Here is a 26,460-nt window from a genome sequence, read left to right as displayed (position 1 = left end):
GGTCAGGAGGATCGCCCACCCCGGGGCGGGCCTCAACGCCAGCTTCCCGCCAGCGCGGGGCCCAGCAGCGCCACATGGGAGCGGGCCGCCTCCACCAGTGACTCCAGCGTGCCGTCGCCCCGTTCGTCCCAGCTCAGCGTCGCGCGCACCACCGTCGCCATGAACGCACCCGCCAGGACAAGCGGGCGAGGATCGTCCTCGGGCAGCCCCTCGCGCGCGGCCAGCACCCGGGCGAGCTCGTGTTGCTGCTCGGTGGATAAGCGCAGACAGGCCGCCATCGCGCCGGGCTCGGCACACACCACCCGCAGCGTGGCCAGATGGCGCTCGGGCCGCTCGCCCGTCACCCGGCGCAGCGCCGCGAGGCCGCCCTCGTGCAGCGCGCGCAGCGGCGCCTCCGCCTCGGGACGCCGCGCCACCTCGGTGAGCAGCGCCCGGCAGGCCGCGCGCAGCGGACGCAGGATCAGCTCCTCCTTGCTGGAGAAGTAGCGGAAGAACGTGCGCTCCGACACGTCGGCCCGGCGCACGATGTCCCCGACGGTGGTCTTCTCGTATCCGCGCGTGAGGAACAGTTCGAGCCCTGCCCGGGTCAGATCGCCGTTCGTGCGCCGCCTCTTGCGCTCGCGCGACCCCACGGGCGCCGCCTCGTGTCCCATGGGGGCATCGTACGGCGGGTGCCCCGGGGCCCGTCGCGGGGCTGCCGCCGCGTGGCGCGGGCGCGGGCGGCAGAATTCCGCCATGACCGACGTAGGCGCCGACCGGCTGCTCATCGATCTCGCCCCGCTGCCCCACCCGCGCCGCATGCGCGAGCTCGCCGCGCGCGCCAGGGCCGCGGCCGACCGCAGCGAGCTGCGCGACCTGGTCGAGGGCCTGGCCAGGCACGGCGAGCACGGCGCGCGCCTGGCCGTGGTCGCCGCCGCCGTCGGGCGCGACACGGGCTACCTGGCCAGCCGCCTCACCGACCCCGACCCGGTCGTGCGCGCCCGCGCGCTGGCCGCCGCGGGGCCCGCGGGCGTGGGCGACTACGCCATCGAGGTCGCGCTCGAGGACGCCCCTTCGGCCCCGCGCCACCAGCTGCTCGGCGCCGTCGTCGCCCAGGGCCGCACCCGGCTGGCCGACCAGCTCGTCGACGCCCACCGCGAGCGCTGGGGCGACGCCGAGGCCGCCCGCCTGCTGCCCGGCTGCGGCCCCGCCACGGTCGCCCGGCTGCTGCCCGAGCTGTTCCACGCCATGACCGGCTGGCGCGCCCTCGCCTCGCGCCACCCCGACCCGGTCATCGACGTCGCCGAGGCCCGGCTCGCCGCGCTCGCCCCGCCCTCGCACGGCGCGTGGTGGGCGCGGCACCACAGGGCCGTCGCCGAGGCCGCCGTCCGCCGCCCCGCCCGCGCCCTCGCCCTGCTCGAACGCCACGACCACGGCGCCGTCGACTGGCCCGGCTGGGCCGCGTTGCCCCGGCTGCTCGCCGTGGACCCCGGCCGCACGCTGCGCCTGATGCTGGCCCATGACCACCTCGCCGACCACCGCACCCGCCACCTGTCAAGGACCGCGCTGCGCCGCCTCGTCGCCCATGACCCGCCCGAGCTGGCCGACCTCGCGCGGCGCTGGGCGGCCACCCGCCCCGCGCGGTTCGCCGCCCTGCTGCACGCCATGCCCCCGGGCCGCCGCGCCGCCGTCCACGCCGCCGCGACCGCCGAGGACCACGACGGCGGCGAACGCGGCGTCCCCGACGCCGTGCTCGCCGAACTGCCCCGCGCCACACGGCACTCCGAGGCCAGGCGGCTCGCGGCCCGCGTCCGCGAGCGCCGACTCGGCGAGGGGCCGCTCCTCGCCGCCCTCGCCCACCTGCCCGTCGCCGAGGCCGAGCCCGCGCTGCGGGCCGCCGCCCGCCGCCCCGCCCCCGAGGAACGCGCCGATGGCTGGACCCTCCTCGTCCGCAACGCCGCCTCATCGGGCGACCCCGACGCCCTCACCGCCCTGCTGGAGAGCGCGAAGGAGCTGCGCGACGAGCAGGACCAGGTCCGCTCCGCCGCGTTGAACGCCCTGGCCGCCGTCCACCCCGCGCTGTTCGCCGACGAGGCCGCCGAAGGGCTCGACCGCGTCGCCGCCGACGCCCTCGCCGCGCGCGACTCCTCGCCCGCGGCCCGCGCCGCCCTCAGCCGCCTCGCCCTCGCCGTCCTGCGCGAACACGCCGCCACCGACCGGCGCGCCCTGCTCAGCTGGTCCCTGCGCACCCTGGTCCGCATCTCGGGCCACACCGGCGACGCCGACCTCGGCCGCCTCGACCACACGCTGCGCCGCGGCCAGGAGCACCAGGTGTTCGAGGCGTTGCGGCCCTGGCTCGAAGCGGGCGCCGAGAAGGTCGACCACGGGCTGACCTTCGCCCTGGCCCGCGCGGTGGGCCGCCGCGCCCGTGGCATGCCCGAGCTCCAGGAACTCCTGTGGCAGGCCGTCCAGTTCGGCACCGTTCCCACCGCGAGCACCGCCGTGGGGCTCTGGCTCGCCGACCCCGTCACGCGCGACGAACGCGTCGCCCGCGTGCTCGCCCTCGACGCCTCGGCCGCCGTTCTGCCGCCCGTGCTGCGCGTCCTGGTCACCCGCCGCACCGACCTGCTCGACACCGTTGTCGGGGACGCCCCGCCCCGGGGCCGCTTCCTGGCCGACGGCGCCACGTGGCTGCCGCCCACCGGACCCCACACCCGCCGCTGGCCGCCCCACCAACGCCGGGCCGCGGCCCGCAGGTTCGCGCGCGAGGCCGCGGCCGAGGACGTTCCGCTGCTCGCCCGCGCCGCCGCCCTCGAGGCCCTGCCGTCGCTCGACGAGCGCGGCGCCGCCGCCGTGCGTGGCTGGACCCACGCCGAGGAGCCCGCGCTCGCCGCGGCCGCCGTCGCCGCCCTGGCCACCGGTCCCCGCCCGGGCGACGCACTGCCCGAGCTGCTGTCGCACGCCACGGGACCCCTGGCGGCCGCGGCCGTCCCCGCGCTCGCCAGGGCCGCCCGCCATGTGCCGCCCGCCAGGCTCGCCCCGCACCTGCGCGCCCTGCTGCTGCCCGAGCCCGGCGCGCCGTTCACGGTCAGGGCGGGCAAGGAGGCCGTGCGGATCGCCGCCGCCGGGCTCCCGGCCGCCGAGGCCGCCGCGCTGCTCACCGAGGCGTTCGAACTCCCGGGCCAGCACCGGGACATCCGCGCCGCGTGTGTCGCCCACGCCGTCCGGCTGCTCGACGAGGGCCGCGTCTGGCGGATCCTCGACGCGGCCGTGACCGACGGCGTCGCCGCGGCCCGCGCGGTGCTGCGCGCGGGCCCAGGCGACCTCCCCGAGCGGCACAGGGAGCGTTACGCCCGGCTGGTCGTCGCCCTGTGCGCCGCCGACGACCCGACCGTCGTCAACTCCGCGCTGCGCGCCCTCGCCCCGTGGGGCCCATGGGCCGACACCGCGACCGACGTGCTCAGCGCCGCCCTGACCGACCTGGGGGAACGCGCCACGTGGGAGTCGGCCCTCGCCGCCCTCGCGCCGCTGGCCCGCGCGGACGCGGGGGCGCGCGCGGCGTTCGCCGCGGCCGTCACGCGCCTGGCCACCGTGGACGCCACGGGGGCCGATGGCGAGGGGGAGGACCTCCCGGGCCGCCGCCGCGTCGAGGCGCTGGTCACCCTGCTGGCGCGCGCCGCGGGCCAGCAGGGCGACGACGCCCGCCCCTTCGCCGCGGAGACCGGCGAACTCCTGGCCGCGCACCCCGAGTTCGTGGGCGAGGCCACGCGCCTGCTGGTCGCCGCCGTGGACCTCGCGGCCCCCGGCGACGCGCTGGCCACGGCCCTGGCCCGGCTGGCCGCGCTCCACGAGCACCGCCCCGCGCTGGCCTGGCGCACCGCCGACGCGCTCGCTGCCAGGCTCGTCGGCGCCCACCCGGACGGCGAGACGCTGGCCGCCGCCGCAAGGCTCGCCGCCGACGGCGGCCTGGCCACCGGCCTGTTCGCCGTCCGGCTCACCGACGCGGGCGGCACGCGCACCGGCTGGGCCGACCCCTGGCGCGAGCTGCTCGGCTATCTGCGCCGCCACCCGTGGCCCGACGTCCGCGACGCCGCGCTCGCCACCCACGCCGACCTTCCCCCAAACTTCGTCCGGGAGGTGCCCCCATCCCGGACTTCGTAAGGGGAGGTGCCCCCATCCCGGACTTCGTACGCCGTGGGCTGATCATCGAAGATCGTCCGGACAGGACCTAGCGCGCCTGAGCGCCCGGTTGTCGGTGCCTCCTGCCAGAATGCAACCGCGGCGCAGAGCGCGCCGGGAAAGCGGAGCGTTGATCGTGACAGAGTCCGTCGCAGGCCGGTCCATCGAGGAAAGGATCGCCGAGGAGCTCGGCGTAAGGGAGGGCCAGGTGCGGGCGGCCGTGGGGCTGCTCGACGGCGGGTCCACCGTCCCGTTCATCGCCCGCTACCGCAAGGAAGTCACCGGCACGCTCGACGACGCGCAGCTGCGCGCCGTCGAGGAGCGGCTGCGCTATCTGCGCGAGCTGGAGGAGCGGCGCGAGGCCATCCTCGAATCGGTGCGTGGCCAGGGGAAGCTGGACGCCGCCCTCGAGGCGACGATCCGCGCGGCCGAGACCAAGGCGCGCCTCGAGGACATCTACCTCCCCTACAAGCCCAAGCGGCGCACCAAGGCGCAGATCGCCCGCGAGGCCGGGCTCGAGCCGTTGGCGGACGGGCTGCTCGGCGACCCGGCCGTCCAGCCGTCGGCCGCCGCGGCCGCGTTCGTCGACGCGGACAAGGGCGTGCCCGACGCGGACGCGGCCCTGGCGGGCGCGCGCGCCATCCTGACCGAGCGGTTCGGCGAGGACGCCGACCTGCTCGGCGAGTTGCGCGAGCGCATGTGGACCAAGGGGCGTCTGGTGTCCCGGGTCAGGGACGGCAAGGAGACCGCGGGCGCCAAGTTCGCCGACTACTTCGACTTCTCCGAGCCGTTCGCCGAGCTGCCTTCGCACCGCGTGCTCGCGATGTTCCGGGGCGAGAAGGAGGAGGTCCTCGACCTCACCCTCGAGCCCGAGGAGCCGTCGGACGAGCCGGGCCCCACCTCGTTCGAACGCGCCATCGCGCACCGTTTCGGCATCGCCGACCGCGGCCGCCCGGCCGACGCGTGGCTGGCCGAGACGGTCCGCTGGGCCTGGCGCACCCGCGTCCTCGTCCACCTCGGGATCGACCTGCGCACCCGCCTGCGGACCGACGCGGAGGACGAGGCCGTCGGCGTCTTCGCGGCGAACCTCAGGGACCTGCTGCTCGCCGCCCCCGCGGGGACCCGCCCCACCATGGGCCTCGACCCCGGCCTGCGGACCGGCGTCAAGGTCGCCGTGGTCGACGCCACGGGCAAGGTCGCGGCCACCGACACCGTCTACCCCCACGCCCCGCACCGGCGCTGGGACGAGGCGCTCAAGACGCTGGCCGCCCTGGCCGTCGAGCACGGCGTCGAGCTGATCGCCATCGGGAACGGCACGGCGTCGCGCGAGACCGACAAGCTGGCGGGCGAGCTGGTCGCCCTGCTGCCCCAGCGGAAGCTCACGCGCATGGTCGTCTCCGAGGCGGGCGCCTCGGTCTACTCCGCCTCGGCCTTCGCCGGGCAGGAGCTGCCGGGCCTCGACGTCTCGCTGCGCGGCGCCGTCTCCATCGCCCGCCGCCTCCAGGACCCGCTGGCCGAGCTGGTGAAGATCGACCCCAAGTCCATCGGCGTCGGCCAGTACCAGCACGACCTGTCCGAGGTGAAGCTCTCCCGCTCCCTCGACGCCGTGGTCGAGGACTGCGTGAACGGCGTGGGGGTCGACGCCAACACCGCGTCGACGCCGCTGCTTGCCAGGGTCTCGGGCATCGGCTCCACCCTGGCCGAGAACATCGTGGCGCACCGCGACGCCAACGGGCCGTTCCCCGACCGGAGTTCGCTCAAGCAGGTGCCCAGGCTCGGGCCCAAGGCGTTCGAGCAGTGCGCGGGCTTCCTCCGCGTCCGCGGCACCGACCCGCTGGACGCCTCCGCCGTGCACCCCGAGGCATACCCGGTGGTGCGCCGCATCGCGTCGTCGTCCGGCACCGATGTCCCGGCCCTCATCGGGAACGGCTCGGTGCTGCGCGGCGTCGACCCGTCGGCGTTCGTCGACGAGACGTTCGGCCTGCCGACGGTCACCGACATCCTCAGGGAGCTGGAGAAGCCGGGCCGCGACCCGCGCCCGGCGTTCAGGACCGCGCGCTTCAAGGAGGGCGTGGAGAAGATCGGCGACCTGACGCCCGGCATGGTGCTCGAGGGCGTGGTGTCCAACGTGGCGGCGTTCGGCGCGTTCGTCGACGTCGGCGTCCACCAGGACGGTCTTGTGCATGTCTCGGCCATGTCGAAGAAGTTCGTGTCCGACCCGCGCGAGGTCGTCAAGCCGGGCGACATCGTCAAGGTCAAGGTGCTCGACGTCGACGTGCCGCGCAAGCGGATCTCCCTGACGCTCCGTCTCGACGAGGAGCCCGGCTCGTCGGGCGGCGGGCGAGGCCGCGGGGACCGCAGCGAGCGAGGCGAGCGGGGCGAGCGCGAGGAGCGCGGTGGCCGGGGCGGCGGCGCCCCGCGCCAGCGCGACCGGCGCGGCGGCGGGCGCGAGGGCGGCAGGGGAGGCGGCCAGCGCCGCGACGCCCCGCCGGTCAACAGCGCGATGGCCGACGCCCTGCGCAGGGCGGGCCTGCTCAACTCCGAGCGCGGCAAGCGGTAGTCCCTGGCCGGGAGGTCCACGGGGGGCCAGCCCGGTGCCGTCGTGGGCACCTCCAGCACGAGGCCCGCGCTGTCCCCACGGACAGTGCGGGCCTTTGCCGGTTCGGTGTGGTGCCTTCGGCGCGCGCGTCCTGAAGCATCGCCGCCGCGGCGTTGCCGAGACCTGGCGGGCTCCGCGCGTGAACCGGCCGGTGCGGACGTGGACCGCGTCGGTCGACGACGGCCTGTGCGCCCCCCGATATCGCCCACGGCGCCCACGCGGTCCGGGCCTTCGCGTGTGCGAAGCGGGGGCAGGGTTGTTGCCAGACCGGCGGGTAACAACTTACGGTGCCGTAACCTACGGAGACGTAGGTACTTCGCCAGTGAACGACCCGCAGGAGCCCTCGTGACCATCGACGCCACCCCCATAGCCAGGCCGGGCGAGTGGAGCGACACCCGGCTGATCCACGCCTTGGAGGAGGTGGTCGAGCGGGAGTTGAACCGCCACCTGGCCGCCGCGCGCGACTGGATGCCCCACGAGTACGTGCCATGGAGCGAGGGCCGGGACTTCGACGGGCCGCTCGACGGCGAGCCCTGGGCCGTCGAGCAGTCGAAGGTCACCGACATCGGCCGCACCGCCCTGGTCGTGAACCTCCTGACCGAGGACAACCTCCCGAGCTACCACCACGAGATAGCCTCGATCTTCGGCCGCGACGGCGCGTGGGGCACCTGGGTGCACCGCTGGACCGCCGAGGAGGGCCGCCACGGCATCGTGATGCGCGACTACCTCCTCACCACCAGGGCCGTCGACCCGGTCCAGCTCGAGAACTTCCGCATGGCCCACATGTCCGAGGGCTTCGAGTCCGACAACCAGCACTCGATGCTGCACTCCGTGGCCTATGTCGCCTTCCAGGAGCTGGCCACCCGCATCTCGCACCGCAACACCGGCCGTGAGTCCGGTGATCCGGTCTGTGACCGGATGCTGGCCAGGATCGCCACCGACGAGAACCTCCACATGGTTTTCTATCGCAATCTCCTGCGCGCGGCCTTCGAGCTCGCCCCCGACCAGACCATGCGCGCCGTGCGCGACGTGGTCGTCGGCTTCCGCATGCCGGGCCATGGCATCCCCGGGTTCGAGCGTGCCGCCGCCCGCATGGCCATCGGCGGGATATACAACCTGCGCATCCACCACGACGACGTGCTCCAGCCCGTGATCCGCTTCCTCAGGGTGATGGACCTCGACGGGCTCGGCCCCGAGGGCCTCAAGGCGCAGGAGGAGCTCGGCACGTTCCTGGACGGCCTCGACGCCGAGGCGCGCCACATGGAGGACCGGCTCGCCGCCCGCCGTGCCCGCCTCGCCGCGCGGGCCGAACGCGTCAAGGGCTGAACGCGTCAAGGGCTGAACGCGTCAAGGGCTGAACGCCGCGAGGCCGAACGTCCCGGGCCCGCGGGGCCCCTTCCGGTGACCGGGGAAGGCGGTTGCCCGGGCCAGGCGATCCCGTCTACAGTCGAGCCTGGCCCTGTCGCCGTCCCCGGGAGCCCCGTTGAAGATCTGAGGTCGCGGACACCGTGAGCCCGCAGGCCGCGTGCGTTCAGCCCTCGCGCTGACCCCGCCGCAGCCGCGCCCTCGCGCACGACCTCGGACGTTTCCGGCGCCTTCCCGCCCGTTCTCCTCCGAATCGCCAGCCCCGGTCCGGGCCCGGTGTCTCCCTGTGTCGTTGATGTCCCCTTCACGCACACCGGAGAGCCCTCATGTCCACCTCGACCACCCATGTCGTGTGCCACCGGGTGACCTTCGCCTGGCCCGACGGCACCCCCGTCCTCACCGACTTCGACCTGGCCGTCGGCCCTGGCCGCACCGGGCTGATCGGCCTCAACGGCACGGGCAAGTCAACTCTGCTGCGGCTGATCGCGGGCGAGCTGACGCCCCTGTCCGGCACCGTCGGGGTCAGCGGCGAGGTCGGTCACCTCCCGCAGACCATCGCGCTCGACACCGCGAGGACCGTCGACGAGGTGCTCGGCATCGCCCGCACGCGCGCCGCCCTGCACGCCATCGAGGCCGGGGACCCCGACGAGGCGCACTTCGCGGCCGTCGGCGACGACTGGGACATCGAGGAGCGCACCCGCGCGGTCCTCGACGGGCTCGGCCTGTCGCACATCGGCCTCGACCGCACGGTCGGCGAGGTCTCGGGCGGCGAGACGGTGCTGCTGCGCCTGGCCGCCCTGCTGCTGCGCCGCCCCGACGTGCTGCTGCTCGACGAGCCGACCAACAACCTCGACCTGGACGCCAGACGCCGCCTCCACGACGCCGTCGCCGCGTGGCAGGGCGTGCTCGTCGTGGTCAGCCACGACCGCGAGCTGCTCGAACGCGTCGACCAGATCGCCGATCTGCGCGACGGCGCGGTCCGCTGGTTCGGCGGCACACTCTCCGCCTACGAGGAGGCCCTTGCCGTCGAGCAGGGGGCCGCCGAGCGCATGGTCCGCGTGGCCGAGGCCGATGTGCGGCGGCAGCGGCGGGAGTTGATCGAGGCGCACGACAAGCTGGCGGGGCGCGCCCGGATGGGGAGGAAGGCGTTCGAGAACAAGCGCGAGCCCAAGGCCGTCATGAACGCTCGCAAGCGCGCCGCCCAGGAGTCCGCGGGCAAGCACCGCGTCCTGCACGAGGAGCGGCTCGCCGAGGCGAGGGAGCGCCTGACCGAGGCCGAGAGCGCGGTGCGCGACGACGACGAGATCCGCGTCGACCTGCCGCACACGGCCGTTCCCCCGCGCCGCCGCGTCCTCACCCTGGGCGCGGTGGAGCTGCGCTACGGCGCACGGGCCCACCTGGAGGTCCAGGGCCCCGAGCGGATCGCGCTGGTCGGGAGCAACGGCGCGGGCAAGACGACGCTGCTGCGCACCGTCGCGGGCGAGCTCGCCCCGGTCGCGGGGGAGGTCACCGCGCATGTGCCGCTGCGCCACCTGCCCCAGCGCCTCGACATCCTGGACGAGTCGCGCTCCATCCTGGACAACGTCAGGGAGCTGGCGCCGGGCACCGACATCCAGCGGATCAGGGCGCAGCTGGCCCGCTTCCTCTTCCGCAAGGGCCGCCCCGACCAGCGGGTGGGCACCCTGTCGGGGGGCGAGCGGTTCAGGGCGTCGCTCGCGGCGCTCATGCTGGCCGAGCCCGCCCCGCAGCTGCTCATGCTCGACGAGCCGACGAACAACCTCGACCTGAACAGCGTCCGCCAGCTCACCACCGCCCTCGAGTCCTACCGGGGCGCGCTCGTGGTCGCCAGCCACGACGTTCCGTTCCTGCGCGGGCTCGGCATCACGCGCTGGCTGCGCCTCGACGGCGAACTCACCGAGGAGGAGCCGCTGTAGGGCCCGTCCGTCGCGGGGCCCGCCCGGGTGCCGGGCCGCGTGTCGTTCGGCGGCCCGGCACCCGGGCCGGGTCGGCTCGTCCCGGTCGGCACGGCCGGGTCAGCTCATCTGGGTCGCCTGGAGCCGCGCGTACGCGCCCCCGCGCCTGAGCAGCTCGGCATGGGTGCCGATCTCCGAGATCCGGCCGTGCTCGAGGACCACGATGCGATCGGCGCCCCGCACCGTGGAGAGCCGATGCGCGACCACGAACACCGTTCTGCCGCGCATCAGCCGGTCCATCGCCTCCTGCACCAGCGCCTCGGAGCGCGTGTCGAGGGCCGAGGTGGCCTCGTCGAGCACCAGGATCCTGGGGTCCCTGATCAGCGCCCTCGCGATGGCGATCCGCTGTCGCTGCCCGCCGGAGAGCCGGGCGCCGCGCTCCCCGACGACCGTGTCGAGGCCCTTGGGCAGCCGCTCGACGAACTCCAGGGCGTTGGCGTCCCGCAGCGCGTCGCGCACCGCCTGGGTGTCGATCTCGGCCATGCCGTAGCCGACGTTCTCCCCGATGGTGCCCTCGAACAGCACCGACTCCTGGGGAACCACCGAAAGGAAACGCCGGTAGGTGCGCAGGTCGAGGCTGCCCATGTCGACGTTGTCGAGCAGGATCCGCCCCTTGGTGGGCCGGATGAAGCCGATGAGCAGGTTGAGGACCGTCGACTTGCCCGCGCCCGAGGCGCCCACGAGCGCGACGGTCTCGCCCGGCGGCACGGAGAGCGTGAAGTCGGTGACCGCGGCGGCCGAGCCGTCGGCGTCGTACGCGAAGCTGACTCCCTCGAAGTCGATGCGGCCCTTGACCGCGGAGACCTGCGTCTTGCCCGCGTTGACCTCCAGGTCGGGGGCCTGGAGGACCTCGCCGGCCGAACGGACCGACTCCAGGCCCTTGGTGATGATGGGCGCGAGACCCATCATCATCGTCATCGAGCCGGTCAGGGTGGTGAAGAACGTGCTCAGCATGACCACGTCCCCGGCCGTGATCGGCAGCCAGGCGTAGTAGCAGATCAGGGCGGCGCCGGAGAGGAAGCCGATGCTGATGACGTTCAGCAGGATCCAGGCGAGCGCCCCGAAGTGGCCGTTGAGCAGGTCGAGCCGTATACCCGCGGTGAGCACTTGACGCAGCGTCCCGTCCACCCGTCCGAGCGCGGCGCGCTCCAGGCCGTGGGCGCGGGTGACCGGGATCAGGCTGGTCATCTCGCCGACGCGGGACGACAGCTGCTCCACCTGCCTGCGGAACTTCTCGTTGTGGCTGCGCAGCCTGCCGCGCAGCCTGCGGATCAGCAGCGCGGTGGCGGGGACCACCACGAGGAACGCGGGCAGCGCCGCCGGGACCCTGACCGTGATGACCGCGAGCCCGCCGACGAGGGTGATCGCCGCGGCAAGACCCGTGTCCGCGCTCTGCTGCACCGAGACCTCGATGTTCTCCACGTCCCTGATGACCTTGGTCTGCAACGCGCTGGCGCTGACCCGGGAGTGGTAGCCGATGGAGAGCTCCTGCATGCGGCGGCAGAGCGCGGAGCGCAGCCCTGTCCCGGTGCGGCGGATGCTGCCGTGCATACAACGGACGTACAGGAGATGCGTCGGGTAGTTGAGCATCAGGACCACCACGAGGACGATCGTGTTGGCGCCGAGTTCGGAAATGGGCCGCTCTTCCACGACGACGTCGATGATGTTCGCCGTGACCAGGGGGAGCAGCCAGACCGGGCTGTGTTTGACGATGAACGCTAAGACGGCGACGAACAGCCGGATGCGGTCTCCGCGGAAGAGATAGGCGAGCGTGCGTACCGGGTGTTCGCCCTGGTAACGATGCTCGAGGGGACCTTGCGGCAGAGCCATGACAACGGACTCCAACGTCCTGGGGATTCAGTCGGAATGACCTTGCCCCTGATGTGCATCGAACACTCGCCGAAATGTCGATAGGGAAAGGGTCTGCCCCTTTTGATTCTGGTTCAGGATAATTCATATACATGGTGATAGTAGTCATGGCGGCCGTCGCCTGCGCCGAAAAGAACGAATGCTTCGCTCCTTGTCGGTGCGATTTCTCATATTGCTTGTCTTCATGTCGCATGACGAGCACACACCGGCGCTCACGCCGTCGCGGCGGTCCGCCGCGCGTTCGCAACGGTGCGCCCGTCCGCTCGGGTGACGCGTGGGTCGGGCGGCGCCCGGGGAACGCGCCGCGCGCCCGCCGGCGCAACGGGGCTCCACATCCCCGAGCCGGGCTCGACCCGATCGCAAATCGATCAGAAATGAATCGACTTGATCGGGGTACGCCTCATATGTGGCGAGTTGCGCTCACTGGGTCATGTCGCCGTGGCACATGCCAACACTCGAAGCGAGGGGAGCCAGCGGGCGTCGAGAGAATGGGAACGGGAGACCATGGACAGTCGATCAGGCGCCGCGGCGTTTCCGAGGGCCGCCGAGGCACCGGCCCACACGGGGGTCTGGAGATTCACCGTCGCGCCCGTCGACGTGTCGGTGCCCGAGGCGCGGCACGCGGTGCGCGACCTCCTCGTGCGGCGGAGCGCGCCGCTCTCCCACGATGCCCTCGACGGCGCGCTGCTCATCGTCTCCGAGCTGGTGACCAACGCCGTGCGGCACGCCGCGCTGCTCACCCCGCGGATCGGCGTCGAGGTCACCCTCGACGCCCGTCGGCTGCGCCTCGCGGTCGAGGACGGCCACCCCTACCGGCCCAAGGCCCTGCACGCCGACCCCGATGGCCAGGGCACGGGCGGGCGCGGGCTGCTGCTCGTGCAGGCCACGGCGCTCGGCGCGGGCGGCGACTGCGGCGTCGACGCCACCTCGACCGGCGGCAAGGTGGTCTGGGCCGCGCTCCCGCTCGACCTGGCCCGTTGACCCGCCCCGCCGACCCGCCCGCGTCGACCCGCCCCCTCACCAGCCGCCCGAGGCCCCCGTCAGCTGCCTGATCGCCGGGCGCGCGGCGTCGAGCACCGTCGGGAACCAGGCGGAGAACGCCCCGTCGCCGCGCATCCGGTCCAGCTCCTCCGGGCTGACGAACGCCGTCTCCATCACCTCGGCGGGATCCGGCTTCGGCGGCGCGGTCACCAGCCCGGCGAAGAGGTGGTTGTACTCCTGCTCGACCAGCCCCGACTCCGGGTCGGGGTGGTTGTACCGCACGGTCCCGGCCTCGCCGAGCAGCGAGGGCGCGATCCCCAGCTCCTCCGCGGTCCGCCGGGTGGCCGCGAGGAACGGCGGCTCGCCGGGGAACGGGTGGCCGCAGCACGTGTTGGACCAGACCCCGGCCGAGTGGTACTTGCCGAGCGCCCGCCGCTGGAGCAGCAGCCGCCCGGCCGTGTCGAAGAGGAAGACGGAGAAGGCCCGGTGCAGGCGCCCTGGCGCGCGGTGGGCCGCGAGCTTCTCCGCCGTGCCGACCGTCGCGCCCTCCTCGTCGACCAGCTCCAGCATGACCGGGTCCGCCGCAACGGCTGTGCTGTGGGGCATGTCCACGTCTTCCCTGGGATTTCTCTCGATGTCGGTCCTTCGGCCGCGACCAGTCTGCCGCACCGGTCCTGTCGCGGGGGCGATCCTCGTCAGGGGTGGAGCAGGCGCCAGCCCTCCCAGGCCGATGACACCATCTCACCCAAGTCCCGCCGCGCTGTGAACCCCAGTCTCTCCCTGGCCAGATCGGCCGACGCCACCACGCGCGCCGGGTCCCCCTGGCGCCGCGCCGTGACCCTGGGGGTCAGCTCGGGGTGCCCCGTGACCTCCGCCACCCGCTCGGCCAGCTCACGGACCGAGACCCCACGGCCCGTGCCGACGTTGACGGTGAGGTCGCCAGGCGCCCCCGCGGCGGGCGCCGCCAGGTGTCGCGCGGCCACCAGGTGCGCCCGCGCCAGGTCGGCGACATGGACGTAGTCGCGCACACACGTGCCGTCGGGCGTGGGGTAGTCGTCGCCGAAGATCTCCGGGCGCTCGCCGCGCGCGATCCGCTCGAAGAACATCGGGATGACGTTGGCCGCCCCGGTGTCCACGAGCTCGGGCCTGGCCGCGCCCGCGACGTTGAAGTACCGCAGGCACACCGTCGCGATGCCGTGCGCCCGCCCCGCCGCCCTGACCAGCCACTCGCCCGCCAGCTTGGTCTCGCCGTAGGGGCTGACGGGTCGGCACGGCGACTGCTCGGTCACCAGGTCCGGAACGCCGCCCGTGCCGCCTTCGGGCGTGCCGTAGACCGCCGCGGACGACGAGAAGACGAAGCGCCGCACCCCGGCGGCGGCCACGGCCTGGAGGAGCACGGTCAGCCCGTGGACGTTCTCCCGGTAGTAGAGCAGCGGCTCGGCCACCGAATCGCCGACCTGCTTCTTGGCCGCCAGGTGCACGACCCCGGTCACCGCGTGCCGCTCCAGCGTCTCGTCGAGCAGCGGGCGGTCGAGCACCGAGCCGGTCACCAGCGGCACGTCGGCGCCCAGCCGCGTGGCCACCCCGGTGGAGAGGTCGTCGAGCACCACGACGGGCTGGCCCGCGCCCCGCATCGCCTCCACGACGTGCGCCCCTATGTAACCGGCACCACCGGTGATCAACCAGGTCATGGCGGCAGCCTAACCTCTGTGCCGCGAACGTCGATTGCTGGCCGTAGTCGTCCGATCGCGTAGGGTCGCACTGACCGCTCGGACGGCCCCCCGACATGAACTCCGGGTTTCCTGGTGTCAACGCCATGCTTGCCGCACGGTGGTCATCAGATAATCTCTGCCGACGTGCAGCCGCAGAGACGGTTCTGCCCCAAGGAGTGAGTTCGCTGTCGACCGCCATTCTCACCGCCCCCCCACCACCCGGGGCGTCCATCGAACGCGACCTGCGCGCGCTGGGCTTCACCGTGCGCGTGGCGGACGGGAACGGGGGAGTGGCGGCGGCGCTCGCCGCGGTGCCGACGGCCGAGCGCGTCGCCGTGGTCGACGCCCGCTTCACGGGGCACCGGCACAGCCTCAGGCTCGGCCTGACCGACCCGCGCTTCCCCGCCGCCGCCGTCCCCGGCGCGCTGACCGTACTGCCGGGCGCGCGGGGCGCGTTGACCGCCGCGCTCGCGCCGGGGAGCGCCGAGGGCCGCGAGGGCGGGGCCATCGCCCCTGGCAGCGGCGGCCGTTCGGTCGCGGCGCCGCCCGCCACCGGCTGCCTCCCCGACCGCCTGGCCGCCGACATGGAGGCCGCGGGCACCCCCGTCCACAGGCCCGACCTCGGCACCCTGGTCGCCGCCGTGCCCACCACCGAGGCCGCCCGCGCCGAGGCCGAGGCGGCGGTGGCCGCCGTGGACGACGAGGCGGTGCGGCTGCGTTCGGCCGTGAAGTCCCGCGACGGCTTCTTCACCACGCACTTCGTCAGCCCCTACTCCCGCCACCTGGCCCGCTGGTGCGCCCGTCGCGGCCTGACGCCGAACCAGGTGACCACCGCGTCGCTGATCACCGCCCTCATCGCCGCGGGCTGCGCCGCCACCGGCACCCGCCCGGGGATGATCGCGGCGGGCGCCCTGCTGCTCGTCTCGTTCGTGCTCGACTGCACCGACGGCCAACTCGCCCGCTACTCCCTCCAGTTCTCCACCCTGGGCGCCTGGCTCGACGCCACGTTCGACCGGGCCAAGGAGTACGCCTTCTACGCGGGGCTCGCCCTCGGCGCCGCCCGCGGCGACGACGACGTCTGGGCCCTCGCCCTGGGCGCGATGGTCCTCCAGACCGTCCGCCACGTCGTGGACTTCGCGTTCACCTTCACCCTCCCCGAGCCCGCCGCTTCGACCGCCCCCGGCGCGGCCCAAGGCGGCGCCACCGCACTGTCGGGCCGCCTCGACCGGATCGCCTGGACCGTCTGGCTGCGGCGCATGATCGTGCTGCCCATCGGCGAACGCTGGGCGCTGATCGCCGTCCTCACCGCCCTGACCACGCCCCGCGTCACGTTCACCGTGCTGCTGATCGCCGCGGGCTGCGCCGCCTGCTACACCACCGCGGGCCGCCTGCTGCGCTCCCGTCGGCTGCCGGGCGGCGGGTCCGACGGCGCGCGGGCGCTGGCCGGGCTCGCCGACAGCGGCCCGGTCGCCGAGGCCGTCGCCCGCTTCGCGCCCCGTTCCCCCGGCGGACCGTTCACCGCGCCGCTGTGGGCGGCGGCCGGGACCGCGGGGCTGGTCGGCTGGCTGCTTTTCGGGCCCGACGACCAGGGCGGCTGGACCGGCGTGGTCGCCGCCGCGTGGTACGCGCTGTGCGCCGGGCTTGCGGTCGCCGCGCCGCTCTCCCGCCCGTTCGACTGGCTGGTCCCGCCGCTGTTCCGCTGCGGCGAGTATCTCGCCGTCCTGATCCTCGCCGCCCGCGGCGGGGTGAACGGGGCGTTGCCCGCGGCTTTCTTTCTGGTGGCGGCTTGTGCCTACCATCACTACGACACGGTGTACCGCCTGCGAGGCGGCGCCGGGGCGCCCCCGAGGCGGCTGGTCCTGGCCACCGGCGGACACGAGGGTCGCGTCCTGGCGGTCACCGCCGCGGCCGCCCTCTGGGCGAGCGGCCAGGGCTTCACCACCGCGCTCACGGTCCTTGGCGGGGCCACGGCGCTCCTGGTCCTGGGGGAGAGCATCCGCTTCTGGATCTCCTCCCAGGCACCGGCCGTACACGACGAAACAGGAGAACCCGCATGATCGGCCTTGTGCTGGCCGCCGGCGCCGGACGGCGACTTCGCCCCTACACCGACACCCTGCCCAAGGCGCTGGTGCCGGTCATCTCGCCGGACGCGGCGGACAGCAGAACGGTCCTCGACCTCACCCTGGCCAACTTCGCCGAGGTCGGCCTCGCCGAGGCCGCCATCGTCGTGGGGTACCGCAAGGAGGCCGTGTACGAGCGGAAGGCCGACCTCGAGCGCCGCTACGGGGTGAAGCTCACCCTCGTCGACAACGACAAGGCCGAGGAGTGGAACAACGCCTACTCCCTCTGGTGCGCCCGCGACATCATCCGCGAGGGCGTCATCCTGGCCAACGGCGACACGGTCCACCCGCCCTCGGTCGAGAAGACCCTGCTGGCCGCCCGCGGCACCGCGCTGCCGGGGCGCGGCCGCGTCATCCTGGCCGTCGACACCGTCAAGCGGCTGGCCGACGAGGAGATGAAGGTCGTCGCCGACCCCGAGAAGGGCGTCTCGCTCATCACCAAGCTGATGGACCCCGCGAACGCGACCGGCGAGTACATCGGCGTCACCCTCATCGAGCCCGAGGCGGCCGACGACCTGGCCGACGCCCTGCGCACCACGTGGGAGCGCGACCCGCAGCTCTACTACGAGGACGGGTACCAGGAGCTGATCCAGCGCGGCTTCCGCATCGACACCGCCCCCATCGGCGACGTCAGCTGGGTCGAGATCGACAACCACGACGACCTCACCAGGGGACGGGAGATCGCGTGCCGGTACTGACCCGCCTCATCCCGTCCCCCGTCTCCGTCGACATCACCGCGGGCGCCCTCGACAACCTCGCGGGTGTCCTCGCCGACCAGCGCATCTCCTCGTCGGGCCGCCTGGCCATCGCGATCAGCGGCGGCTCGGGCGCCACCCTGCGCGAACGCGTCAGCCCCGCGCTGCCGGGCGCCGACTGGTACGAGGTCGCGGGGGGCACCATCGACGCGGCCGTCCAACTCGCCGACGCCATGCGCTCGGGCCACTACGACGCGATCGTGGGCCTGGGCGGCGGGAAGATCATCGACGTCGCCAAGTACGCCGCCGCCCGCGTGGGCCTGCCCATGGTCGCCGTCGCCACCAATCTCTCCCACGACGGCATCTGCTCCCCCGTCTCCACCCTGGACAACGACGCGGGGCGCGGCTCCTACGGCGTGCCCACGCCGATCGCGCTGGTCATCGACCTCGACGTGATCCGCCACGCCCCCCTGCGCTACGTCCGCTCCGGCATCGGCGACGCCGTCTCCAACATCTCGGCCATCGCCGACTGGGAGCTGTCCCACCGGGAGACCGGCGAGCAGATCGACGGGCTCGCCGCCGCCATGGCGAGGCAGGCGGGCGAGGCCGTGCTGCGCCACCCCGGCGGCTGCGCGGACGACGCGTTCCTCACCGTCCTCTCGGAGGCGCTGGTGCTCTCCGGCATCGCCATGTCGATCGCGGGCCACACCAGGCCGTCGTCGGGCGCCTGCCACGAGATCTCGCACGCGCTCGACCTGCTCTACCCCAAGCGTTCGGCCCCGCACGGCGAACAGGTGGGCCTGGGCGCCGCGTTCGCCATGCACCTGCGCGGGGAGCCGGAGGGCTGCGGGCTGATCGTCGAGGTGCTGCGGCGCCACGGCCTGCCCGTGCTGCCCGACGACATCGGCTTCTCCGCCGACGAGTTCGTGACGGCCGTCGCCTTCGCCCCGCGCACCAGGCCGGGGCGTTACACCATCCTCGAACACCTCGACCTGACCACCGACCAGATCAGGGACTCTTACGCCGACTATGTCAAAACCATCGGTAGCTGAACTCAGGCCGGTCGTGCACCCCGAAGGGGTCAAGGACCGGCGCAGCGGTGAGCACTGGGCCGGGCGCCTGTACATGCGGGAGATCTCGCTGCGCTGGACCAGGCACCTGGTGACCACCAGGATCACCCCCAACCAGCTCACCTATCTGATGGTTCTCACCGGCGTCGCCGCAGGGGCGGCGCTGCTGATCCCCGGGCTCGCCGGGGCGCTCGTGGGCGCGCTGCTCATCCAGCTCTACCTGCTCCTCGACTGCGTGGACGGCGAGGTGGCCAGGTGGCGTGGCCAGACCTCGATCACCGGCGTCTACCTCGACCGGGTCGGCCACTACCTGGCCGAGGCCGCGCTGCTGACCGGCTTCGGCCTGCGCGCGGCCGATGTCTTCGCGGTCGACGAGCCCGCGCCCAACTGGCTGTGGGCGTTCCTCGGGACGCTCGCCGCGCTCGGCGCGATCCTGATCAAGGCCGAGACGGACCTGGTCGACGTCGCACGCTCGCGCGGTGGCCTGCCCGCGGCCAGGGAGGAGTCGGCCACCCCGCGCTCCTCCGGGCTCGCGGTGGCCCGCAGGGCGGCCGCGGCGCTCAAGTTCCACCGGCTGGTCGGCGGCGTCGAGGCGTCCCTGCTGATCCTCTTCGTGGCCGTCCTCGACCTGATCCAGGGCGAGCTGTTCTTCACCCGCCTCGGCGTGGCCGTCCTGGCCGCCGTGGCGCTGGTGCAGACCCTTCTGCACCTGGTGTCCGTACTGGCGTCCAGCAGGCTGAGGTGACCGTGGTGGGTACGGCGCAGCTGCGAGTGGGAGCGGTCATCCTGACCATGGGTGACCGCCCCGACGAACTACGGGCGCTGCTGCGCTCCGTGGCCGAGCAGGAAGGCGCGCCGATCGAGGTCGTCGTCGTGGGCAACGGCGCCTCACTGCCCGATCTCCCGCCCGGCGTCCGCAGCCTCGAGCTGCCGCACAACCTCGGCATCCCCGGCGGCCGGAACGTCGGCATCGAGGCGTTCGGGCCCTCGGGCTGCGACGTCGACGTCCTGCTGTTCCTCGACGACGACGGGCTGCTTCCCGACACCGGCACGGCCGAGCTGGTCCGCGCCGCCTTCGACGCCGACCCCCAGCTCGGCATCGTCAGCTTCCGCATCAGCGACCCCCAGGACGGCTCCACACAGCGCCGTCACGTCCCCAGGCTGCGCGCCTCTGACCCGTTGCGCTCCTCGCGCGTGACGACGTTCCTCGGCGGCGCCAACGCCGTGCGCACCCAGGTCTTCAAGCAGGTGGGGGGACTTCCGGACAACTTCTTCTACGCCCACGAGGAGACCGATCTCGCCTGGCGCGCCCTGGACGCGGGCTGGAGCATCGACTACCGCGCCGACCTCGTGCTGCACCACCCGGCCACCGCGCCGTCCCGGCACGCCGTCTACCACCGCATGGTGGCGAGGAACCGGGTGTGGCTGGCCCGCCGCAACCTGCCGTTGCCCCTCATCCCCGTCTATCTGCTGGACTGGCTCCTGCTGACCGTGCTGCGCAGGCCGTCGCGCGCGGCGCTGCGCGCGTGGTTCGGGGGCTTCGTGGAAGGCTGGCGGACGCCGTGCGGTCCCCGCAGGCCCATGCGGTGGCGTACGGTATGGCGCCTGACCCGGCTGGGGCGACCTCCTGTCATCTGACAAGCTCGGGTCTGAGACGATCCAGATGCCGCCGCGTAGCGGCAACTTCCCGCTTGTGCCCTGTGAGGACGAGAGTTCAAGGTGAGTGAGACCACGCACGACAGTGCGCCCCCCCGTGATGTTCCGCTGGCCGAGCTCGCGGCCCGTCACGGTCTGTCCGTCAGTGGTGCCCGACCTTCCCTGCCGCAGTACGTGCGGCAGTTGTGGGGGCGCAGGCACTTCATAGTCGCCTTCTCCCAGGCGAAGCTGACCGCGCAGTACAGCCAGGCCAAACTCGGCCAGCTGTGGCAGGTGTTCACCCCCCTGCTGAACGCGCTGGTCTACTTCCTGATCTTCGGCGTCCTGCTCGGCGGACGCGGCGGCATGGACAACAGCGAGTACATCCCGTTCCTGGTCACCGGGGTCTTTGTCTTCACCTTCACCCAGGCGTCCGTCCTCGCGGGCGTGAAGTCGATCTCGGGCAACCTCGGGCTGGTGCGGGCGCTGCACTTCCCCCGGGCGTCGCTGCCGATCTCGTTCTCCCTCCAGCAGCTCCAGCAGCTGCTGTTCTCGATGGCCATCCTGGTGGTCATCGTGGTGTCCTTCGGGCACATGCCGTCGTTCGCGTGGCTCCTCGTGGTGCCCGTGCTCGCGCTCCAGTTCGTCTTCAACGCGGGCCTTGCCATGGTCATGGCCCGCTGGGGCAGCAGCACGCCCGACCTGGCGCAGCTGATGCCGTTCATCCTGCGCACGTGGATGTACGCGTCCGGCGTGATGTTCCCGCTGCGTCACATGGTCGAGACGCGGGCGAACTGGCCGAGCTGGGTCGCCGACGTGCTCTCCGCCAACCCCGCCGCGGTCTACATGGACCTGGTGCGTTACGCGTTGATCGACGGCGACTACCGCGACACGATCCCGGCCGCCACGGGGCTGTACGCTCTGGGCTGGGCCCTGGTCGTGGGGATCGGCGGGTTCCTGTACTTCTGGAAGGCGGAGGAGCGATACGGCCGTGGCTGAACCGAACACTCCCGCCGTCGTGGTGGACGACGGACGCACCCCTACGGTCATCGCCGACGACCTCCACATCGTCTACCGCGTGCACGGCGGCGGCGGGCGCGGCACCGCCACCGCGGCCCTGCGCCGCATGATCCGCCGCCAGCCCAGCGGCCGGGTCCGCGAGGTGCACGCCGTGCGCGGCGTCAGCTTCGTCGCCTACCACGGCGAGGCGATCGGCCTCATCGGCACCAACGGCTCCGGCAAGTCCACGCTGCTGCGCGCCATCGCCGGGCTGCTGCCCGCCGAGCGCGGCCGGGTCTACACCGACGGCCAGCCCTCGCTCCTCGGCGTCAACGCCGCCCTGATGAACGACCTCACGGGCGAGCGCAACGTCATACTCGGCGGCCTGGCCATGGGCATGACCCGCGAGCAGATCAAGCAGCGTTACCAGAGCATCGTCGACTTCTCCGGCATCAACGAGAAGGGCGACTTCATAAGCCTCCCGATGCGCACCTACTCGTCGGGCATGGGCGCCAGGCTCAGGTTCTCGATCGCCGTCGCCAAGGACCACGACGTCCTGATGATCGACGAGGCGCTGGCCACGGGCGACAAGAAGTTCCAGAAGCGCTCCGAGGCCAGGATCCGCGAGCTGCGCTCCGAGGCCGGCACCGTCTTCCTCGTCTCCCACAACAACAAGTCGATCAGGGACACCTGCGACCGCGTGCTGTGGCTCGAGAAGGGCGAGTTGATCATGGACGGGCCCACCGAGCAGGTCCTCAAGGCCTACGAGGAGGAGACCGGCAAGTAGGCCGCGGCGGATGTGCCCGCCCCGGGACGCGGTCGGCCGCGAGGCGGCCGATCCGGGGCGGGAGTTGTCCGACTATAGGGTGGCAGGGTGACCATGACGGCAAACACCACCGCGGGCCGCCCGTGCTGACCGACGCGGCCCCGCCCCCCACGGAGGCCGTGCTCGCCAAGGCCGCCCACGAGAACTTCCCCGTGGCCCCCCGCTTCCTGCCCCGCGCCTGGCGGGACGACCTGATGGCCCTCTACGGCTTCGCCCGCCTCGTCGACGACATCGGCGACGGCGACCTCGCCCCCGGCGGCGCCCACGCCACCCTGCTCGGCATCCCCCCGGGCGATCCGAGCGCCGAGGACCGGCTGGTCCTGCTCGACGCCCTGGAGGCCGACCTCCACCGCGTGTTCGCCTCCGCCCGCGGTTCCACGCCGCCGAGCCACCCCCTGATGCGCGAGCTCATCCCCGCGGTGCGCCGGGGCGGCCTCACGCCAGGCCCATTCCAGGACCTCATCGAGGCCAACCGCCTCGACCAGCGCAAGCGCCGCTACGCCACCTACGACGAGCTGCTCGGCTACTGCGAGCTCTCCGCCAACCCCGTGGGGCGGCTCGTCCTCGCCGTCACCGGCACCGCGAGCCCCGAGCGCGTGCGCCGCTCCGACGCCGTGTGCACCGCGCTCCAGCTCATCGAGCACCTCCAGGACGTCGCCGAGGACCTGCGCAGGGACCGGATCTACCTGCCCGCCGACGCGATGGACCGCTTCCGCGTCACCGAGGACGACCTGGCCGCGCCGACCGCCAACGCCTCCGTGCGCACCCTGGTGGCCTGCCTCAACGATCGGGCACGTAGGCTGCTCGACGAGGGCGCGCCCCTGATGTCCGGCGTGTCCGGGCGGCTGCGGCTGCTGCTCGCCGGGTTCATCGGCGGCGGCAGGGCGGCGGCCCAGGCCATCGCCGACGCCCGGTACGACGTGCTGGCGGGGCCGCCCACCGCGTCACGGAGCGGACTGCTCCGCGCGATGGCCACCACACTGCGCAGAGGATCGTGAGCTTCCAGCCCGTGAGCACCAGCACAGCCCCGTCCCCTTCCGTGGTCGCCGCCTACCACTACTGCGTGGTCGTCGCCGATCAGCACGCCAAGAACTTCAGCTACGGCGCGCGGCTGGTCCCCCCGGCCAAGCGGCGGGCGCTGTCCGCGCTGTACGCGTTCGCCAGGCGCGTGGACGACATCGGCGACGGCGGGCTGCCGCCCGAGGTCAAGAAGGCCAGGCTGACCGAGGCCAGGGCGCTGGTGGAACGGGTGCGCGACGGCGCGGTCGACGAGGACGACACCGACCCGGTCGCCGTCGCCCTGGCCGACGCCGTCCACCGCTACCCCATCCCGCTCGAAGGGCTCGACGAGCTGATCGACGGCGTCCTGATGGACGTGGCGGGCCGGACGTACGAGACATGGGACGAGCTGCGGGACTACTGCCGCTGCGTCGCGGGCGCCATCGGGCGGCTCACGCTCGGCGTCTTCGGCGTCCGCCCCGGCGCGCCCGACGCCGACCGCGCCCCCTCGTTCGCCAACACGCTCGGTCTCGCGCTCCAGTTGACCAACATCCTCCGCGACATCCGCGAGGACGCCGAGGGCGGCCGGGTCTATCTGCCAGCCGAGGATCTGCGGAAGTTCGGCTGCCCCGAGAACACCGGCATCGTCACGCCCGGCGCGCTGGCCGACTTCGATGGCCTGGTGCGCTTCGAGGAGCGGCGGGCGCGCGAGCTGTTCGACGAGGGGCTGCGGCTGCTGCCGCTGCTCGACCGCCGCTCCGGCGCGTGCGTGTCCGCGATGGCGGGCATCTACCACCGCCTGCTCGACCGCATCGCGGCCGACCCCGTGGCCGTGCTACGCGGGCGGGTGAGCCTGCCGGGCACCCAGAAGGCGCTGGTCGCCGTCCGCGGCCTGACCGGCATCGAGGCCCGCAGGGCCGCCGCCAGGCGGCCGGGCCCTTGAGCGCGAGCGCCGAGGGCGACGGGGCCCGCACGGTGGTCGTGGGGGGCGGCCTCGCCGGGACGACCGCCGCCCTCGCGCTCGCCGACCTGGGCGCCCGCGTCACCCTGGTCGAGGCCAGGCCCAGGCTCGGCGGCCTGGCGTTCTCGTTCCGCCGCGACTCCCCGGCGGGCCAGCTGACCGTGGACAACGGCCAGCACGTGTATCTGCGCTGCTGCACCGCCTACCGGGGCTTTCTGCGCCGGGTCGGCGCCACGACACTGGCCCCGCTGCAACGCCGCCTCGACGTTCCCGTGCTCGACGCGGGGCGCGGCCGGGTCGGCAGGATCCGCCGCAACGGGCTGCCCGCGCCGCTGCACCTGGCCGCCAGCCTGGCCCGTTACCCCCATCTGTCGCCCGGCGAGCGCGCCGCCGCGGCCCGCGCCACGCTCGCGCTGCGCCACCTCGACCCCGCCGATCCCGCGCTCGACGGCCAGGACTTCGCGGGCTGGCTGCGCGCCAGGGGCCAGAGCGAACGCGCCATCGCCGCGCTGTGGGACCTCATCGGCGTCGCGACGCTCAACGCCAGGGCGGGCGGCGTCTCGCTCGCGCTGGCCGCCATGGTGTTCCGCACGGGCCTGCTGACCGCCCCTGGCGCCGCCGACCTCGGCATCCCACGCGTTCCGCTGGGCGAGCTGCACCACACCCACGCCCGCGCCGCCCTCGACCGCTCGGGGGTCACCACCCTGCTCGCCACCAAGGCCCGCGCGCTGCGCCGGGCCGAGGGCGGCGGGTGGCTCGTCGACGTCGCGGCGCGGGGCGAACGGCGCGCGCTGGCCGCCGACTCGGTGGTGTTCGCCGTGCCGCACGACGCGGCGCACGGGCTGCTGCCCGCCGGGGCGCTCGACGAACAGGACCGGCTGCTCGGCATCGGCACCGCGCCCATCCTCAACGTCCATGTGGTCTACGACCGCAGGGTGATGCGCGCGCCGTTCCTCGCGGCGCTCGGCAGCCCCGTGCAGTGGATCTTCGACCGCACGGGCCCCGCCGGGCTCGTCGGCGCGCCCGGGAGCCCTCCCGGGCAGTATCTGGCACTGTCCCAGTCGGCGGCCGATGACGAGATCGACCGGCCCGCGGGCGCGCTGCGCGAGCGGTACCTGCCCGAGCTGGCCAGGCTGCTGCCCGGGGCGGCGGGCGCGCGGGTGCGCGACTTCTTCGTCACCCGGGAGCGCACGGCGACGTTCGCGCCCGTGCCCGGCGTCGGGCGGTTGCGCCCCGGAACCCGCACCCGCCTCCCCGGCGTGTACCTGGCCGGCGCGTGGACCGCGACCGGGTGGCCCGCCACGATGGAGGGCGCGGTGCGCAGCGGCCTCGCCGCGGCTCGGGCGGTCGCGGGCGTGGCGGCCGGGTCCCACAGAGGGGCCGGGGCCCACGCAACGGCCAGGTCCCACGGAACGGATGGAGGAGAGAGCGTGTGAACCAGGCAGACAATCATCCCCCCGACGGTGGCGTTCCCGCGCTGCTCGATCGCTGCCGGGCGCTGACCGCCCCGGCGCTCAGGGACGCCGTCGGGCTGCTCGCCCCGCCGATGAACACGGTGGCGGCGTACCACTTCGGCTGGATCGACGCCGAGGGGCGCCCCTCGGACAGCGGCAGCGGCAAGGCGATCAGACCCGCGCTCGCGCTGCTCTCGGCCGAGGCGGCGGGCGTTCCCGCGGAGACGGGGGTGCCGGGGGCGGTCGCCGTCGAGCTGGTGCACAACTTCTCCCTGCTCCACGACGACCTGATGGACGGCGACGAGCAGCGCAGGCACCGCGACACCGTGTGGAAGGTGCACGGGCCCGCCCAGGCGATCCTGGTCGGCGACGCGCTGTTCGCCCTGGCCAACGAGCTGCTCCTCCAGGCCGGTTCGCGGCGGGCGGGGGACGCCGCGCGCCGGCTCGCGGTGGCCAGCCGCAGGCTCGTGGACGGGCAGGCGCAGGACATCGCGTTCGAGCACAGGGAGCGGGTCACCGTCGAGGAGTGCCTGGAGATGGAGGGCAACAAGACGGGCGCGCTGCTCGCGTGCGCCGCCTCCATCGGCGCGGTCCTCGGCGACGCGGACGACGCGCTCGCCGACGCCCTCGAGACCTATGGCCAGCACCTGGGCCTCGCGTTCCAGGCGGTGGACGACCTGCTCGGCATCTGGGGCGACCCGCGTTCGACGGGCAAGCTGGCGTGGAGCGATCTGCGGCAGCGCAAGAAGTCGCTGCCCGTGGTGGCCGCGCTGGGCGCCGAGGGGAGCGCGGCCGAGCGGCTGACGGCCCTGATGACGGCCGACACGAAGAAGTCGCAACAGGAGTTCGAGGACTTCGACGAGGCGGAGTTCGCCGTCAGGGCCGCGCTGGTCGAGGAGGCGGGCGGCCGGGCGTGGACCGAGGCCGAGGCCAGGCGCCAGTACGACGTCGCGGTCGCCGCCCTTGGCCGCGTCCCCATGCCGAACGAGGTCCGCGAGCGCCTGACGGCACTCGCCGACTTCGTGGTGATCCGCCAGAGGTAGG

Annotated in this window: 20 protein-coding genes; 16 read left to right on the top strand and 4 right to left on the bottom strand. The window is 73.8% G+C overall.

All coding sequences use genetic code 11. The features are described 5' to 3' along the window. Window positions 1–32: 32 nt before the first annotated feature. Entirely contained in the window at window positions 33–653 is a 621-nt protein-coding gene (locus D7318_RS10345) for a TetR/AcrR family transcriptional regulator (protein ID WP_183091346.1), read from the bottom strand. Window positions 654–735: 82 nt separating this feature from the next. On the opposite strand from D7318_RS10345, the gene D7318_RS10340 reads away from it, so the two are divergent. From D7318_RS10340 to D7318_RS10325, 4 genes are all read left to right on the top strand, one after another. Continuing rightward, window positions 736–4,140: a hypothetical protein gene (locus tag D7318_RS10340; RefSeq protein WP_120696607.1), complete on the top strand. Its 3,405-nt coding sequence runs from the start codon at window positions 736–738 to the stop codon at window positions 4,138–4,140. 154 nt (window positions 4,141–4,294) lie between these two features. Beyond that, entirely contained in the window at window positions 4,295–6,718 is a 2,424-nt protein-coding gene (locus D7318_RS10335; RefSeq protein WP_230423611.1) for a Tex family protein, read from the top strand. Window positions 6,719–7,102: 384 nt separating this feature from the next. Next, entirely contained in the window at window positions 7,103–8,083 is a 981-nt protein-coding gene (locus D7318_RS10330) for an acyl-ACP desaturase (protein WP_120696605.1), read from the top strand. 365 nt (window positions 8,084–8,448) lie between these two features. Then, on the top strand, window positions 8,449–10,056 hold the full coding sequence (locus D7318_RS10325) for an ABC-F family ATP-binding cassette domain-containing protein (protein WP_120696604.1): 1,608 nt from the start codon (window positions 8,449–8,451) through the stop codon (window positions 10,054–10,056). A gap of 99 nt (window positions 10,057–10,155) precedes the next feature. On the opposite strand, the gene D7318_RS10320 is transcribed toward D7318_RS10325, so the two are convergent. After that, the gene (locus D7318_RS10320; protein WP_120696603.1) at window positions 10,156–11,925 is read right to left on the bottom strand and encodes an ABC transporter ATP-binding protein; all 1,770 of its coding nucleotides are present in this window, start codon (window positions 11,923–11,925) and stop codon (window positions 10,156–10,158) included. A gap of 543 nt (window positions 11,926–12,468) precedes the next feature. Between D7318_RS10320 and D7318_RS10315 the strand changes: the two genes are divergently transcribed. Then, on the top strand, window positions 12,469–12,945 hold the full coding sequence (locus D7318_RS10315; RefSeq protein ID WP_120696602.1) for an ATP-binding protein: 477 nt from the start codon (window positions 12,469–12,471) through the stop codon (window positions 12,943–12,945). 36 nt (window positions 12,946–12,981) lie between these two features. On the opposite strand, the gene idi is transcribed toward D7318_RS10315, so the two are convergent. Both idi and galE read right to left on the bottom strand, forming a co-directional pair. Next, window positions 12,982–13,551 carry an isopentenyl-diphosphate Delta-isomerase gene (gene idi, locus D7318_RS10310; protein WP_230423608.1) on the bottom strand — a complete coding sequence of 190 codons (570 nt, stop codon included), beginning with the start codon at window positions 13,549–13,551 and terminating at the stop codon, window positions 12,982–12,984. A gap of 89 nt (window positions 13,552–13,640) precedes the next feature. Then, a complete protein-coding gene (gene galE / locus D7318_RS10305) occupies window positions 13,641–14,636 on the bottom strand; it encodes a UDP-glucose 4-epimerase GalE (RefSeq protein WP_120696601.1) in 996 nt (331 codons plus the stop codon). Window positions 14,637–14,842: 206 nt separating this feature from the next. Between galE and D7318_RS10300 the strand changes: the two genes are divergently transcribed. The 11 genes from D7318_RS10300 (at window position 14,843) to D7318_RS10250 (ending at window position 26,459) form a co-directional block, all read left to right on the top strand. Next, window positions 14,843–16,714: a DUF5941 domain-containing protein gene (locus tag D7318_RS10300; RefSeq protein ID WP_230423627.1), complete on the top strand. Its 1,872-nt coding sequence runs from the start codon at window positions 14,843–14,845 to the stop codon at window positions 16,712–16,714. Next, window positions 16,711–17,475, top strand: coding sequence for a phosphocholine cytidylyltransferase family protein (locus tag D7318_RS10295; RefSeq protein WP_120696599.1), 765 nt, complete (start codon window positions 16,711–16,713; stop codon window positions 17,473–17,475). Before D7318_RS10300 ends, D7318_RS10295 begins: the two co-directional genes overlap by 4 nt. Continuing rightward, entirely contained in the window at window positions 17,463–18,524 is a 1,062-nt protein-coding gene (locus tag D7318_RS10290) for an iron-containing alcohol dehydrogenase family protein (protein ID WP_120696598.1), read from the top strand. The genes D7318_RS10295 and D7318_RS10290 overlap by 13 nt, the downstream gene beginning before the upstream one ends. Next, window positions 18,502–19,287, top strand: coding sequence for a CDP-alcohol phosphatidyltransferase family protein (locus D7318_RS10285; RefSeq protein ID WP_120696597.1), 786 nt, complete (start codon window positions 18,502–18,504; stop codon window positions 19,285–19,287). The genes D7318_RS10290 and D7318_RS10285 overlap by 23 nt, the downstream gene beginning before the upstream one ends. 47 nt (window positions 19,288–19,334) lie before the next feature. Further along, a complete protein-coding gene (locus tag D7318_RS10280) occupies window positions 19,335–20,180 on the top strand; it encodes a glycosyltransferase family 2 protein (RefSeq protein ID WP_120696687.1) in 846 nt (281 codons plus the stop codon). Between the two features lie 81 nt (window positions 20,181–20,261). Beyond that, on the top strand, window positions 20,262–21,176 hold the full coding sequence (locus D7318_RS10275; protein WP_120696596.1) for an ABC transporter permease: 915 nt from the start codon (window positions 20,262–20,264) through the stop codon (window positions 21,174–21,176). Then, on the top strand, window positions 21,169–21,963 hold the full coding sequence (locus D7318_RS10270) for an ABC transporter ATP-binding protein (protein WP_183091345.1): 795 nt from the start codon (window positions 21,169–21,171) through the stop codon (window positions 21,961–21,963). The genes D7318_RS10275 and D7318_RS10270 overlap by 8 nt, the downstream gene beginning before the upstream one ends. Before the next feature lie 122 nt (window positions 21,964–22,085). After that, window positions 22,086–23,000, top strand: a complete 915-nt coding sequence (gene hpnC / locus D7318_RS10265) for a squalene synthase HpnC (RefSeq protein WP_120696595.1) — start codon at window positions 22,086–22,088, stop codon at window positions 22,998–23,000. An 11-nt stretch (window positions 23,001–23,011) separates the two neighbouring features. After that, on the top strand, window positions 23,012–23,944 hold the full coding sequence (gene hpnD / locus D7318_RS10260; RefSeq protein ID WP_230423606.1) for a presqualene diphosphate synthase HpnD: 933 nt from the start codon (window positions 23,012–23,014) through the stop codon (window positions 23,942–23,944). Then, complete coding sequence (gene hpnE / locus D7318_RS10255) at window positions 23,941–25,398, top strand: hydroxysqualene dehydroxylase HpnE (protein ID WP_183091344.1); 1,458 nt, start codon at window positions 23,941–23,943, stop codon at window positions 25,396–25,398. Before hpnD ends, hpnE begins: the two co-directional genes overlap by 4 nt. Continuing rightward, window positions 25,395–26,459: a polyprenyl synthetase family protein gene (locus tag D7318_RS10250; protein ID WP_230423603.1), complete on the top strand. Its 1,065-nt coding sequence runs from the start codon at window positions 25,395–25,397 to the stop codon at window positions 26,457–26,459. The genes hpnE and D7318_RS10250 overlap by 4 nt, the downstream gene beginning before the upstream one ends. Window position 26,460: the final 1 nt, after the last annotated feature.

It is taken from the genome of Streptomyces radicis (assembly GCF_003626575.1).
GTDB lineage: Bacteria > Actinomycetota > Actinomycetes > Streptomycetales > Streptomycetaceae > Streptomyces > Streptomyces radicis.
The sequence above is the reverse complement of the archived record's forward strand: the minus strand, read 5'-3'. Positions and strand labels throughout refer to the sequence as shown.

Coding starts and splice junctions, on each gene's coding strand:
- D7318_RS10285 (WP_120696597.1), top strand. CDS start 18,502: ATGTCAAAACCATCGGTAGCTGAACTCAGGCCGGTCGTGCACCCCGAA.
- galE (WP_120696601.1), bottom strand. CDS start 14,636: ATGACCTGGTTGATCACCGGTGGTGCCGGTTACATAGGGGCGCACGTC.
- D7318_RS10340 (WP_120696607.1), top strand. CDS start 736: ATGACCGACGTAGGCGCCGACCGGCTGCTCATCGATCTCGCCCCGCTG.
- D7318_RS10315 (WP_120696602.1), top strand. CDS start 12,469: ATGGACAGTCGATCAGGCGCCGCGGCGTTTCCGAGGGCCGCCGAGGCA.
- D7318_RS10345 (WP_183091346.1), bottom strand. CDS start 653: ATGGGACACGAGGCGGCGCCCGTGGGGTCGCGCGAGCGCAAGAGGCGG.
- D7318_RS10325 (WP_120696604.1), top strand. CDS start 8,449: ATGTCCACCTCGACCACCCATGTCGTGTGCCACCGGGTGACCTTCGCC.
- idi (WP_230423608.1), bottom strand. CDS start 13,551: ATGCCCCACAGCACAGCCGTTGCGGCGGACCCGGTCATGCTGGAGCTG.
- D7318_RS10320 (WP_120696603.1), bottom strand. CDS start 11,925: ATGGCTCTGCCGCAAGGTCCCCTCGAGCATCGTTACCAGGGCGAACAC.
- D7318_RS10295 (WP_120696599.1), top strand. CDS start 16,711: ATGATCGGCCTTGTGCTGGCCGCCGGCGCCGGACGGCGACTTCGCCCC.
- D7318_RS10280 (WP_120696687.1), top strand. CDS start 19,335: ATGGGTGACCGCCCCGACGAACTACGGGCGCTGCTGCGCTCCGTGGCC.